The organism is Streptomyces nanhaiensis (assembly GCF_046614825.1).
GTDB lineage: Bacteria > Actinomycetota > Actinomycetes > Streptomycetales > Streptomycetaceae > Streptomyces > Streptomyces radiopugnans.
Window position 1 is genome coordinate 124,214 of record NZ_JBKJFM010000003.1, and the last position, 13,894, is coordinate 138,107.

The following is a 13,894-nucleotide window of genomic DNA, read 5'->3' on the forward strand; positions in this document are numbered from 1 at the left end:
ACCGCGCACATCAATAATGTGTGACATAGTATTGCCGTGCCCAAGAGGCGCAGAGCCGGAACGGCGGGGCGGCGCCTTCCGCCGCCGTGCAACCCGACCGGTCTCGGTCCTGTCCAGGTAGTCGCTCAGGCGGCGCCGACCCGCTTCGCCCTCCGGTGATCGCCGGGGCGGGCGCGAGGAACCCCTCGCGCCCGCCCCGGTTTCTGCGTTTCCTTGCCGAAGTTTCCTTATCGAAGGGAAAGTGGCGCCTTCTGGGCTACCGCAGAAGCATGTGACATATTACTGTGGTGCTCATGAGACAGACCGTCGATGCCGTCGTCATCGGCGCGGGAGTCGTCGGTGCCGCGTGCGCCTACTACGCCACCCGCGCCGGACTTGCCGTCGCCGTCGTCGACCGCGGCAGTCCGGCCGGTGGTACGACGGGGGCAGGGGAGGGGAACCTGCTGGTCTCGGACAAACCCCCAGGCCCCGAACTCGATCTCGCCCAGCTCTCCGCGAGCCTGTGGCGCGACCTGGCCGCCCAGCTGCCCGAAGGGATCGAATACGAGGCCAAGGGCGGAGTCGTGGTGGCCGCGGACGACACCGAGTGGTCCGCGCTGCGCCGCATGGCCGCCGGGCAGGCCGCAGCCGGTGTCGTGGCCCGGGAGGTGCCCGCCGACCAGCTGCCGGACCTCGAGCCGCACCTGGCCCCCGGACTGGCCGGGGCCGTCCACTACCCCCAGGACGCCCAGGTGCAGCCCGCCCTTGCCGCGTCCCGCCTGCTGCGCGCCGCCCAGAGTGCGGGTGCCACCCTCCATCTGCGCGAGGCGGTCACGGAGGTGCTGGTAACCCCCGCAGGGCGGATCGACGGCGTGCGCACCCCCCACCGCGAGCTGAAGGCCCCGGTGGTGGTCAACGCCGCCGGCACCTGGTCAGCGCAGATCGCCGCCCTGGCCGGGACGACCCTGCCGGTCATGCCGCGCAAGGGCTTCGTCCTGGTGACCGAGCCCCTGCCCCGCGTGGTGCGACACAAGGTCTACGCCGCCGCCTACGTCGCCGACGTCGCCAGCGACTCCGCCTCTCTCCAGACCTCCCCCGTGGTCGAGGGCACCCCGGCCGGCCCCGTACTGATCGGATCCAGCCGGGAGCGCACCGGCTTCGACAGGACCCTGTCCACCGAGGCCCTGCAGCGTATGGCTGACAGCGCGGTAACCCTCTTCCCCGTCCTGGCCCAGGTCTCCGTTCTGCGCGTCTACCACGGATTCCGGCCCTATCTGCCCGACCACCTCCCGGCAATCGGAGCCGACCCCCGCGTCCCCGGCCTCCACCACGCCTGCGGACATGAGGGCGCGGGGATCGGGCTGGCACCGGCCACGGGACTGCTGCTCGCCCAGGCCCTGACAGGGGAAGAGCCGTCGCTGGACCTCGCCCCCTTCCGCCCCGACCGCTTCGAATCCGAGGTCCAGCACGCATGAGCACGCGGCGCCGCACCGGCGACCACCGCCCGCCGAAACCTCAGGGAGGTCCCATGTCACGCACCCCGGCCGGGCTGGTGCGGGCTGAACCCCAGCCCGCCATCAGCATCGACTACGACGGCAGGAAGCTCCCGGCGCTGCCCGGCCAGAGCATCGCCGCCGCCCTGTGGGCCGCGGGCATCGTCTCCTGGCGTACCACCCGCCGCGGCGAGCGCCCCCGCGGTGCCTTCTGCGGGATGGGGGTCTGCTTCGACTGTCTGATCACCGTCAATGGCCGCCCCAACCAGCGCGCGTGCCTGGTGCCGGCGCACGACGGCGACACCGTCACTCCCCAGGAAGGAGACGGCCGTGCCGACCTCGCCTGCTGAGCCCCCCGGAGCTCCGTACGACCTGGCGGTCGTGGGCGCCGGCCCCGCCGGACTCACTGCGGCCGTCACTGCCGCCGATGCGGGGCTGACCGTCGCCCTGGTCGATGCCGAACTCAGGCCGGGCGGCCAGTACTACCGCCATCCCGCACCCGGCCTGGGAGCGCGGCACCCCGAGGCCCTCCACCACGGCTGGTCCGCCTTCACCGCCCTGGAGGCCCGGCTGCGTCAGCACAAGCAAGCCGGCCGGGTCCGGCACCTGCCGGGACGGCAGGTGTGGACCATCCAACAGTCATGCGACCACGCGGGCCGCTGGACACTGCTCACCACCGCGACCGTGCCCGGCGACCAGAACACCGGCGAGGTGCCAGGAGAGAGCGTGCCTGCGCATCACCTGTTGCTGGCGACCGGCACCTACGAGCGCCAGCTGCCCTTCCCCGGCTGGACGCTGCCCGGAGTCGTCGGCGCCGGGGGAGCCCAGGCCATGATCAAGTCCGGCCTGGTACTGCCGGGCCGACGCGTGATCGTGGCCGGAAGCGGTCCCCTGCTGCTGGCCGCGGCCGCCTCGCTGTCCGCCGCCGGGGCCCGCGTGCCGTACGTCCTGGAGGCGAGCGGCTACCTGCCCTACGCCCGCCGACCGGGGCCGCTGCTGCGCAACCCCGGCAAGCTCGCCGAAGGATTCCGGCACGCGGCGGCGCTCGCCCGCCGGGGGGTACGGCTGCGCACCCGGACCGCCGTGGTCCAAGCCCATGGGACCGACCGGGTCACCGGCGTGACCGTGGCGAGGCTGGATGACGACTGGCGGCCGCTGCCCGGGACCGAGCAACACCTGTCCTGCGATGCCCTGGCGGTAGGCCACGGTCTGGTACCCCAGCTCGAACTCGCCGTGGAACTGGGCTGTGCTACCCGCACCGCACCCGACGGCACACCCGCCCTCGTGGTGGACCCCTCCCTGCGCACCAGCGTCGAAGGCGTATGGGCGGCAGGCGAGACCAACGGCGTCGGCGGCGCCCAGCTCGCCCTGTGCGAGGGAGAACTGGCCGCCCGCGCGATCGCTGCCGCGGCGCACGGCGAGACCGCTGCCGCGCGCAAGGCTGCGGCGCTGCGCACACGTGCCACCCGGCTGCGGGCCTTCGCCGACCTCATGGCCCAGGTTCACAGGCCCGGACCGGCTTGGCCCCAGTGGCTGCGAGGCGACACCGAGATCTGCCGCTGCGAGGAAATCGATGCCGCATCCGTACGCGAGGCGGTCGACGCCTTCGGCGCGGGCGACACGCGCACGGCCAAGCTGCTGACCCGGGCCGGCATGGGCTGGTGTCAGGGACGAATGTGCGGCCCCGCGGTCTCCTGCCTTGCGTCCGGCGACGGCAGCGCACCGGTGAGCGTGGACCGGCGCCCGCTGTCCCGCCCCGTCCCCCTCGTCCAGCTCGCCCGGCACCGGCCTCAGGGGCGCCCCTGACCGGCGCAACCCGACCAGAACCTCCAACCCTCCCGAGAACCGGCCCGGCCGGATTCGCCCAACCCAAGGAGAACCGAACGTGAGTGCATCCCAGCACAGCCCCGAACACCCCTGGCGTGGAGTCATGGTGGCCACCGCCCTTCCCTTCAAGGAAGACCTGTCGGTGGACTACGACGCCTACGCCGAACACGTCCGCTTCCTGCTGGACGCCGGTTGCGACGGCGTCGTCCCCAACGGCTCCCTGGGGGAGTACCAGACCCTCACCGACGACGAACGCGCCCGCGTCATCCGAACCGCGGTGGAGGCCGCCGGGGACGGCAGCCGGGTCATGGCCGGAGCGGCCGCCTACGGCAGCACCGAGGCCGCGCGCTGGACCGAGCAGGCAGCCGAAGCCGGCGCCGGTTCCGTCCTGCTGCTGCCCCCCAACGCCTACCGCGCCAACGACACGGAGGTCCGCGCCCACTACGCCGAGGTCGCAGGTGTCGGGCTGCCCGTGGTGGCTTACAACAACCCCTACGACACCCGCGTCCACCTCACCCCGCAGCTCCTGGCCGATCTGCACGCGCAGCAGCACATCGTCGCGGTCAAGGAGTTCAGCGGCGACGTGCGACGGGCCTACGAGATCGCCGAGCGCGCCCCTGGCCTGGACCTGCTCATCGGCGCCGACGACGTCCTGCTGGAACTGGCCCTGGCCGGCGCCGTCGGCTGGATCGCCGGCTACCCCAACGCCCTGCCCCACTCCTGCGTGGCACTGTACCGGGCCGCCATCGCCCAGGATCTGGAGACCGCACTGCCTCTCTACAGAGCGCTGCACCCGCTGCTGCGCTGGGACACCAAGCACGTGTTCGTGCAGGCCATCAAGCTCTCGATGGACATCGCCGGACGCCGTGGCGGCCCCTGCCGCCCGCCGCGCTCCCCGCTGGACACAGAGGCGGAGGCCGCCGTGCGGTCCGTGACGGAGAAGGTCCTGGCCGAGGGCCTGAACTGACCCGTCCCGCACGCACCCCCGACACCCCCAGTCCGCAGGAGAAGAGCCATGCGCAGTCGCCGTGTCTTCCACGCCGTCGACTCCCATACCGAGGGCATGCCCACGCGCGTCATCACCGGAGGAATCGCACCGGTCCCCGGGGCCACCATGGCCGAACGACGCACGTACTTCATGCGCCACCTGGACCACATCCGCACTCTGCTGATGTACGAACCGCGTGGGCACGCGGCGATGAGCGGTGCGGTCCTGCAGCCTCCGATCCACCCTGAGGCGGACTGGGGGGTCATCTACATCGAGGTGTCCGGCTGCCTGCCCATGTGCGGGCACGGCACCATCGGAGTCGCCACCGTACTGGTGGAGACCGGCATGGTGCCGGTGACAGAGCCGGTGACCACCGTCCGGCTGGACACACCGGCCGGGCTCGTCACTGCCGAGGTCCACGTCCACGACGGCGCCGCCCGCGCGGTGACACTGCGCAACGTCCCCTCTTTCGCTGTCGCCCTGGGGGAGAAGATCGAAGTCCCCGGCTTCGGGCAGATCACCTACGACCTGGCCTACGGCGGCAACTTCTACGCCATCCTCCCCGTCGAGGAGCTGGGACTGCCCTTCGACCGGTCACGCAAGGAGGAAATCCTGCGCGCGGGTCTGGAGGTGATGGCCGCGATCAACGCCGCAGGCGAACCGGTGCACCCGGAGGATCCCGGGATCACGGGATGCCATCACGTCCAGCTCCTCGCCCCGGGGTCGGACGCCCGGCGGTCGCGGAACGCGATGGCCATCCACCCCGGATGGTTCGATCGGTCGCCCTGCGGCACCGGCACCTCGGCGCGAATGGCGCAGCTCCACGCCCGCGGGGAACTCCCTCTGCACCGCGATTTCGTCAACGAGTCCTTCCTGGGCACCTCCTTCACCGGCCGCCTGGTGGACGAGACCGAAGTCGCCGGCAGGGCGGCCGTGGTGCCGACGTTCACCGGAAGCGCCTGGATCACCGGCACCGCCCAGTTCTTCCTCGATCCCACAGACCCGTTCCCGGAAGGCTTCCTGCTGTGAACACCCCTCCCGCCCCGGCGGCCGACAGCCCGGTGATCTCCCGTAACCCCGCCGACCCCGGCGACATCCTCGTCGAGTTGTACGGCTGCGGCCCCGACACCGTCACCCGTGCCGTGCGGCGGGCTGCCCGAGCCCAGAGCGAATGGCTCGCCGCCGGCGCGGCCGCGCGGTCCGCTGCCCTGCGCCGCGCCGGAGACGCCGTGGAGACCGCGTCCGAGGAATTGGCTGGACTCCTGGTGAGAGAGGTCGGCAAGCCACTCGCCGAGGCCCGCGGCGAGTTGGCGCGCACGGCGGCGATCTGGCGCTACTACGCTCAGCTTCCCTACGACGCCACCGGGGCGGTGCACGAGCCGGCCTCGGGGCCGGGGCTGCTGCTCACCCGGCGGCGCCCGCACGGTGTCGCCGGTCTGATCACGCCGTGGAACTTCCCGCTGGCCATTCCGTCGTGGAAGGCCGCTCCGGCCCTGGCCGCCGGTAATGCCGTCGTCCTCAAGCCCGCACCGGAGGCGACCGCGTGCGCTCTGCGGCTGGCCGAGATTCTCAAGGAGGTCCTGCCCGCGGACGTTGTGCAGGTCGTTCCCGGGAGTGCCGAAGCCGGCGCTGCCTTGATCGGCCTGGCCGATGTCGTCTCCTTCACCGGGTCGACCGCCGTCGGTGCTGTGGTGGCCCGTGCCGCCGCAGCCCGCGGCGTCCCAGCCCAGGCGGAAATGGGCGGCCACAACGCTGCCGTGGTCATGCCGGACGCCAACATAGGGAGGGCGGCTGCGGACATCGCCGCGGCAATCGCTGGTTACGCGGGGCAGAAATGCACCGCCACCAGAAGGGTGATCGCCGTGGGCAGCGCTCTGCCGAAGCTGCGCGAGGCGCTGGCCGAGGCCCTGCGGGAGCTGCCCGCCCGCGACCCCCACGCGGTGGCCGCGGTCTGCGGTCCCGTCATCTCCAAAGCGGCCCGAGACCGTGTCATCCGAGCCCGGGACAGCGCCCTCAGCACCGGGGCACGTGCGCTGGCAGGGGGCGGTCGGCGCGGTTCGGGCACAGCAGCGGGCTGGTACGTCGACCCGGTGCTGCTGGAGAACGTGCCTACCGCACACGAGCTGCACCGCCGTGAGGTCTTCGGCCCCATCGCGGTGCTGTCGGGGACGGCGGACTTCGACGAGGCGATCCAGGCTGCGAACAGCGGTCACTACGGCCTGGTCGCGTCGCTCCACACAGGCGACCTGGAGAAAGCGCTCTCGGCAGTCGACCGCCTCGCCACGGGCATGCTGCGGGTGAACGCTCCGACCACTGGTGTCGACTTCCACCTCCCCTTCGGGGGAGAGAAGGACTCCAGTTACGGGATGAGGGAGCAAGGGCACGCCGCGATGGACTTCTACACCTCCAGCCGCACGGTGTCCCTCCTGCCCGTCGCATCAGCCTGAACCGCCGCGAGACGGGCCCCCTCCCGATCCCCGGCGCGGCCTGGCCGGCCGCACTGGGGATGGCGTAGATGTCGCGCAACGTGACATTGTATAGTGGGATCACAAACCCACGGAGGGGAACCCATGAGCGAGCTGAAACCCCGGAAACTCGTTTCGGTGCAGGAGCACCTGCGCGACCAGGTGGCCAACGCCCTCCGGGCCGCGCTGATCGCGGGTGAACTGCAGCCCGGGGTGATCTACTCCGCCCCTACCCTCGCCGCCGAGTACGGCGTTTCCGCCACCCCTGTCCGTGAGGCCATGCTGGACCTGGCTCGCGAGGGACTGGTCGAATCGGTGCGCAACAAGGGCTTCCGCGTCACCGAGCTGTCCGAGCGCGACCTGGACGAGTACACCGAGATCCGCGCCCTGATCGAGATCCCGACCGTCGGGAAGGTGGCCAGGTCCGCCACACGGGATCAGTTGGAGGCCCTGCGTCCTACGGCCGAGGAGATCGTGGCCGCCGCACGTGCCGGTGACCTCATCGGCTACCTGGAGGCCGACCGCCGCTTCCATCTCGACCTGCTCGCACTGGCCGGCAACTCCCGTCTCGTCGAGACGGTGGGCAACCTGCGCAAGCGCTCCCGGCTCTACGGACTCACCGAGCTCGCGGAAGCGGGCGCGCTGGTGCCCTCCGCGCAGGAACACGCCGAGCTGCTGGATCTCATGCTTGCCGGCGACGCCGCGGCGGCCGAGGAGCACATGCGCCACCACCTGGCGCACGTCCGCTCCCTGTGGGCCGCACGCAAGCAGGAGACGCCCGAGCGGAAATCCCCGGCTCGGAAACTGAACGCACGCTGACCTCACAAAGCCGGCGCTGCCCCCGCAGAGTCTGCAGAGCCTCGCGAACAGGTTGAGGAGCGTGTCCGGCCGGACACGCTCCTCAACCCAGCAGCAGGCGGGCCCCGTCATCCCTGGAACAGCGCGCCTATCCACTCCTCGACGCCATCTGTGGTCCTGGGCAGCGCGGAAGACATCAGCCGCGCCCCGTCCCTGGTGGTCACCAGGTCATCTTCGATGCGCACGTCCATGCCCCGCAGTTCGGCCGGCAGGGTCTCATCGTCAGCTTGCAGGTACAGACCCGGCTCGATGGTCAGGAACTGACCTTCCCTCAGCACTCCCTCGACGTACGCACCGGCGCGGGCCTTGGCGCAGTCATGCACGTCCGTGCCGAGCATATGGCCGCTGCCGCAGAGGGTGGAGCGGCGGTGCGGGCCGCTGTCCCCGTCCAACTCGTTGGCGGATGTCTCCAGCACGCCCCAGTCACACAGGCCTTCGGTGATCACCCTCATGGCAGCACGGCGGAAATCGCGGAACGGGGCGCCTGGGCGCAACGCGGCGATGCTGGCCTCCTGGGCCGTCGGCGACAGGTCGTAGACCTGCCGTTGCACGGGGGAGAAGCGTCCCGACAGGGGGTGCGGGTGATGTCGGCGGTGTAGAGGGTGTCGGTCTCAGCTCCTGCATCCAACAGCAGGAGCTGGGAGGGGTCCAAGAGACCGTCGTTGCGTATCCAGCGCAGTACGCAGGCATGCTCTCCGGCGGCCGAAGTCGTCTCGTATCCCACACCGTTCCCCTCGGCGCGGGCTCGGAGATTGAAGATCCCTCCAACCCACCGCTCACCGCGGTGGCGCAAGGCTTGGGGCAGGGCCCGCACCACGTCCTCGAAGCCCGTCGCGGTGTGGTCCACGGCCGGCTGGAGCTGCTCGACCTCCCAGGCCTCCTTGATCAGACGGAGCTCGGACAGACAGGCCTCCAGCTCCCTTCTCCCGCAACCGCTCGGCTTCGCTGGAGACGCGGGACTCGGCCAAGGCGTCAACGGCACCATCGATCCCGGTCAGAACCCGGGCGAGAGGCGGGGGCCCGGACAGAACGGCCAGCTCGTCCAGGTGGCGGCACTCGATGCCGGTGAGCTGCGCCGCCTCGTCGAGGTCAGGGCGGCGAGCCTCGTAGAGATCAGGGTGGCGACCGACCCAGAACTCGCCGTACCGGCGATCACGGTAGAAATCCTCACCCGTCTGCGAGGACCGGGGCCGCATGTACAGCACGGGGTGACGCCCCTCGGGGCCGGAGGGCTCCATGACCAGCACGTTACTTGGCTGATCCTCGCCGGTGAGGCCGGTCAGTCAGGCGTGGGCGGTATGGGGGGCGGAAATGGTAGTCGCAATCGCTGGACCGCACCCTGAGATCACCGGCCTGCAGGACGAGCCGCTCGCCGGGGAAGCGTTCCGAGAGCCGTGCCCGCCGGACCGAGGTGGCTTGGTAGCCGGGGACGCGTACGTCGCAGGGCAGATGGTCGTGGCTGCCCGTGGTAGGGCGGGTTGAGGGCGGGGGCATGCCGACTCCGGGAAGTCGGGCGGCGACCGGACTCGGCTATGCGCCACGGACGCCGTCGGGCACAGGAAGGTAACGAGAGTCCTTCCTTCTTGCCAATGCAATTTTACATTATTATGTTACACATCACTTCAGTGGAGGGGTGCACGACCTGCCGTCCGGCAGGGCAGACCTGGCCTCTTTGCGCACTGTTACCGGTCTCCCACGACGGAGTGGCACGATGCCCAAGCTCCTACGCACGACCCTGGCAACCACACTGGCGATCTGCCTGGCTGCTGGCCTCGGCGCCTGCTCCACGGATGACGACCCGAGAGAGGGGCTGGCGCAGCACACCCCCGGGGCCGTCGGAATCGTCGGCGGAACACCCCAGCGAGGCGGCACTCTGACGATCCTCGCCGATCAGGACTTCCCTCACCTCGACCCTGCCCGCAACTGGGTCATGCCCGCCATGGACTTCGGGATCCGCCTGCTCTACCGGACCCTGGTCACCTTCAAAGCGGAGCCCGGCAGAGGCGGCACCGAACTCGTTCCAGACCTTGCCACCGACCTCGGCCAGCCTTCCCAAGGCGGGAGAGTGTGGACGTTCACTCTGAAGAAGGGCCTGAAGTACGAAGACGGCAGCCCCATCCGGGCTCAGGATGTCAAGTACAACGTCGAGAGGTCCTTCGCCCCCCAACTCAGTGGCGGGCCCGACTATGCCCGCAGGTACCTCGCTGGCACCGAGGGGTATGAAGGCCCCCTCGACGGCGAGCACCTGGACTCGATCGAAACTCCAGACGACCGCACCATCGTCTTCCGCCTCAACCGCCCCGTCGGTGAGTTCTCCCAGACCGCGACCCTGCCGACCTTCTCGCCGGTTCCTCCCGCCCAAGAGAAGGGCGCCCGTTACGACCTGCGACCCTTCTCCTCAGGACCGTACAAGATCGACGAATACAGCAAGCGTGAACGCATGGTCCTGATACGCAACCCGCACTGGGACCCGGCCACCGACCCTGTCCGCAAGGCCTACCCCGACAAGATTGTCGTGCGGATGGGACGGAACGGCGCACACATCGACGATCGGCTCATCGCAAGCGAAGGCGAGGACGCCTCCTCCGTCCAGTGGTCCGACACGCAGCCCGACAGCATGCCCGAACTACTGGCCGACACATCCAAGAGCGCACCACGCAAGCGGCTCGTCGCCGAGATCACCGGCTGCACCGACATGCTGCACCTCAACACATCCAAGCCGCCCTTCGACGACTCCACGGCCCGCAAGGCCGTCCAGTACGCGATCAACAGGGAAGACCAGGTCGCAGCTCGAGGCGGCCCCACACTCAACGAGCCCGCCACCTCCTACCTCCCCCCCACCTTGACCGGCGGCGACAGAGCGAACCCCCTCGACCTGTCGCCCACCGGCAACCCGGGGCGGGCCAGGGAACTACTAGCCGAAGCCGGCCGGAAACAAGTGGTCACCGCCGACTTCACCGTATCCAGGGAAGACACAGCCCGCGCCCAGGCCATCCAAAAGGACCTCTCCCGCGTCGGAATCAACGTCAGAATTCAGATCGTGGATCCGGCCGTCTATTTCGACACCATCGGCGACACGAGGAAAGCACCTGACATGTCCTTGAGCGGATGGTGCCCCGACTATCCGTCAGGAGCCACGTTCCTCCCCTTCTTGTTCGACGGACGCATGATCAAAGAGAAGGGAAACCAGGGCAACTATTCGCAGTTCCGTGACGGCGAAACCATGGAACGAATAGACGAGATCTCGGTCATGACCGACGCCACCCAAGCCAGCCAGGCATGGAGAGAACTGGACCGGCAGATCATGCGGAAGTCGCCGGCCATCCCTCTGCTGTGGGAACGCAGACCGCTCCTGGTCGGCAACAACATTGCGGGTGCCTTCGGACACTCCGTGTGGAGCGGCCAGCTCGACTACGCGGTGATCGGCCTGAAGCACCCCGAAAAATCCCCGGCCGACCAAGGATCCGACGCATCATGACCGCCCGATCCGCATCCGACACCGCACAGCGCGCGCGGAGGAACCCACATGTCACCGCTCAAGACTCCTGCTCCACAGCGGAACCAGCCAGTCGACCATAGCCATCACCCCGAGGGAAACTCCGCAGAACCTTCCGGGAAGAGGCCGACCGACAGCTCCGCACCTGGTTGCCACATTCCGCGAGACAGCGAGGGGGTCAAGGTCACAAGCCTGCTCCCGCACACGAACCAGGCTCCAGGCCTAGCACGTAGGTATGTGCGTGCGGCTCTGGAAACCCACCTGGAACCCGAACTGCTCGACAACACCCTCTTGGTGATCACGGAGATGGTCACCAACGCCGTCCAGCACGCCCTGCCCCCCGTCATTCTGGAGGTACGCCACACTTACGGCCACCCCAAGGCCATCCACATAGAAGTCACCGACACAGGCCCCAACCCGAGGGCGGTCCGGTTGGCCAAATGCTCCTCGCAAGAAGAGAACGGCCGAGGTAACAACATCATCGCAGCTCTATCGGCAGAGAACGGAACGCGGCTCCACAGCGGGACTGCCACCCGGTGGGCGTACCTGACCGCTGCGGAAGAGTAAGGCCGCTCAGCTCCTGAATCCCGCACCGAGAAACCCTGCCACCGCTCCAGAGGAGTCTCCTCACGGACGACCGCCTGGAAAGAACCCCCTCGGAACACAAGGAATCGAACAGCGTCGGCTGTCGACGCGCCCCCTCCTCACTGATTTACACCGCTGAGCCGTCACCACGGAAAAATCAGCCTTCGGAAACCACACGCCAGAGGCACCACACCAGCTCTCAACAAGGCGCCCTGTCCATCGGTCACCGACCTCACCACCCTGACGCCGGTGGCCGACTGGAACCAGATCACGTTCGTGGCATGTGTACGCCAAAGGAAGTCAAGCATGAATTTCCTCACCTCCCTCACCGACTGGCTGTGGAGCCCGCTGGTAGTGCTAGCCCTGGGCCTCGGCTTGGTCTTCACCATCCTGACCCGCGGTGTGCAGATCCGGCGAATCCCCGACATGATCCGCCACATATGGAAAGGAGAGCGCTCGGAGGCAGGCATCAGTTCATTTCAGGCCTTGACCTTGACCCTGTCAAGTCGGGTCGGCGTCGGCAACATAGCGGGCGTGGCGACGGCCATCGCGGCAGGCGGACCGGGAGCCCTGTTCTGGATGGCAGTGATGGCTCTTCTCGGAGGAGCCACAGCTTTCATCGAGTCGACGCTCGCTCAGATATACAAGATCAAATCTGAGGGAACCTTCTGGGGCGGCATTCCCTACTATCTGGAGAAAGGCCTGAGAAGGAAGTGGCTCGGAGTCGTCGCCGCATCTGCCGCCTTGGCTCTGTACGCGGTATTGGCGCCCGGGGTCCAATCCAACGCCATCGCAGCCAGTTTCGACCAAGCGATGGGCATCAAGCCATGGCTCACCGGTGTAGTCCTCGTCGGTCTGCTCGGCTTCGTCATCTTCGGCCAGCGAGGACGCGTGGTCGGTGTCGCCGATGTACTGGTGCCGTTCATGGCCATCGGCTACATCATCGCGGCGCTCATCGTCCTGGCCGCCAACCTCACTGAGGTGCCGGCCGTCTTCCTCCTGGTGGTCAAGAGCGCAGCCGGGGTGGACTCCGTGTTCGGCGGAATCGTCGGAGCAGCGATCGCCTGGGGGGTGCGCCGTGCTCTCTTCTCCAACGTCGCTGGCGTCGGCGAAGGAACCTACGGGGCGGCAGCGGCTCAGGTGTCTCACCCCGCGAAACAGGGTCTGGTCCAGGCGTTCTCGATCTACATCGACACGCTTTTCGTATGTACGGCTACGGGGTTCATGATTCTCGTCACCGGAAACTATAACGTCCACACCGAATCCGGAGAGCACATCATTACGCACATCAAGGGCGTCGAGGCAGGCCCCGCCTACACGCAAGGAGCCATTGACTCAGTAATCCCTGGTATCGGTCCTCACTTCGTGGCCACTGCCATCGGGCTGTTCGCCTTCACCACGCTCGTCGCCTTCTATTACATCGCCAACACAAGCTTGACCTACCTGACTCGCGGTGTACGGAACGAGTCACTCCTGCACGCCCTCCGCGTCGCGATGCTCGCCATGGTCTTCTACGGGGCGGTCGAATCGGCAGACATAATGTGGGCGATCGGCGATGTCGGCTACGCCACCCTCGCTTGGATCAACATGATCTGCCTCGTCTTCTTGGCCAAGCCCGCCCTGATCGCTCTGCGGGACTATGAGAATCAGAGGAAACTTGGGGTGGACCCAGTCTTCGATCCTGTGAAGCTGGGAATCGACAATGCCGACTACTGGGTTTCAGAAAGCAGCCCTGAAAGAAACCCAAGCATGTGAACTTCTGGCACCCGGTGCGAGGTAATGCGAGTTCTTTTTCCTCGCACCGGGGTCGGTTGGCAAAACCCTGACAGGCGCCAGAGGGGCATTTAACATTGTATTTAAAGACTGGTCGGGGAGGGGGTTCGGGCCGGCATGTCAGCGCAAGTCGTTCAGGTTGCGCAGGCAGGCGTGTTCCCCCAGCCTTGACCCAAGGAGCCTTGGTGTCAAACCATCATTTCAATGTGGTTGCATTGCGCCGTCGTCTCGACTTTCATAGAAAATGGCGCAAAATCGCCTGGAGGCAGGTAGCTGCAGAAACTGGCCTGAATCCAGTTGTGTTACTGAGGTTGAACTCGTGGTGTCGTAGGAGCTGACGGTCCTTGATCCCTGCGGTATGCCAGTGGGATGCGGTATCCACAAGGCGGCGGCCTGACCGCCGAACGGCAGCAATTCCGCGAGGGGTTAC

Annotated in this window: 10 protein-coding genes and 1 pseudogene; 10 read left to right on the top strand and 1 reads right to left on the bottom strand. The window is 68.1% G+C overall.

The annotated features are described in order from the left end of the window. Nucleotides 1–287 precede the first annotated feature (287 nt). The 7 genes from ACLIYP_RS02120 to ACLIYP_RS02150 all read left to right on the top strand — a co-directional run bounded on the left by ACLIYP_RS02120 (nt 288) and on the right by ACLIYP_RS02150 (nt 7,571). Complete coding sequence (locus ACLIYP_RS02120) at nt 288–1,454, top strand: NAD(P)/FAD-dependent oxidoreductase (RefSeq protein WP_279951743.1); 1,167 nt, start codon at nt 288–290, stop codon at nt 1,452–1,454. Nucleotides 1,455–1,507: 53 nt separating this feature from the next. After that, the gene (locus tag ACLIYP_RS02125) at nt 1,508–1,822 is read left to right on the top strand and encodes a (2Fe-2S)-binding protein (RefSeq protein WP_101254838.1); all 315 of its coding nucleotides are present in this window, start codon (nt 1,508–1,510) and stop codon (nt 1,820–1,822) included. Next, nucleotides 1,803–3,278, top strand: coding sequence for an FAD-dependent oxidoreductase (locus ACLIYP_RS02130; protein ID WP_412711415.1), 1,476 nt, complete (start codon nt 1,803–1,805; stop codon nt 3,276–3,278). Before ACLIYP_RS02125 ends, ACLIYP_RS02130 begins: the two co-directional genes overlap by 20 nt. Nucleotides 3,279–3,402: 124 nt before the next feature. Next, the gene (locus tag ACLIYP_RS02135; RefSeq protein WP_101254840.1) at nt 3,403–4,266 is read left to right on the top strand and encodes a dihydrodipicolinate synthase family protein; all 864 of its coding nucleotides are present in this window, start codon (nt 3,403–3,405) and stop codon (nt 4,264–4,266) included. Nucleotides 4,267–4,314: 48 nt separating this feature from the next. After that, complete coding sequence (locus ACLIYP_RS02140) at nt 4,315–5,316, top strand: proline racemase family protein (protein ID WP_101254841.1); 1,002 nt, start codon at nt 4,315–4,317, stop codon at nt 5,314–5,316. Next, entirely contained in the window at nt 5,313–6,734 is a 1,422-nt protein-coding gene (locus ACLIYP_RS02145) for an aldehyde dehydrogenase family protein (protein ID WP_412711416.1), read from the top strand. The genes ACLIYP_RS02140 and ACLIYP_RS02145 overlap by 4 nt, the downstream gene beginning before the upstream one ends. Nucleotides 6,735–6,857: 123 nt before the next feature. Beyond that, nucleotides 6,858–7,571 carry a GntR family transcriptional regulator gene (locus tag ACLIYP_RS02150; RefSeq protein WP_412711417.1) on the top strand — a complete coding sequence of 238 codons (714 nt, stop codon included), beginning with the start codon at nt 6,858–6,860 and terminating at the stop codon, nt 7,569–7,571. Nucleotides 7,572–7,678: 107 nt separating this feature from the next. Here ACLIYP_RS02150 and ACLIYP_RS02155 read toward each other — a convergent pair. After that, nucleotides 7,679–8,595: pseudogene (locus ACLIYP_RS02155) on the bottom strand (M24 family metallopeptidase). Nucleotides 8,596–9,321: 726 nt separating this feature from the next. Here ACLIYP_RS02155 and ACLIYP_RS02160 point away from each other — a divergent pair. From ACLIYP_RS02160 to ACLIYP_RS02170, 3 genes are all read left to right on the top strand, one after another. Continuing rightward, nucleotides 9,322–11,088, top strand: coding sequence for an ABC transporter substrate-binding protein (locus ACLIYP_RS02160; protein WP_412711418.1), 1,767 nt, complete (start codon nt 9,322–9,324; stop codon nt 11,086–11,088). 48 nt (nt 11,089–11,136) lie between these two features. Continuing rightward, on the top strand, nt 11,137–11,673 hold the full coding sequence (locus ACLIYP_RS02165; protein ID WP_412711419.1) for an ATP-binding protein: 537 nt from the start codon (nt 11,137–11,139) through the stop codon (nt 11,671–11,673). Between the two features lie 324 nt (nt 11,674–11,997). Further along, the gene (locus ACLIYP_RS02170) at nt 11,998–13,446 is read left to right on the top strand and encodes an alanine/glycine:cation symporter family protein (protein WP_412711420.1); all 1,449 of its coding nucleotides are present in this window, start codon (nt 11,998–12,000) and stop codon (nt 13,444–13,446) included. The last annotated feature ends 448 nt before the right edge of the window (nt 13,447–13,894 follow it).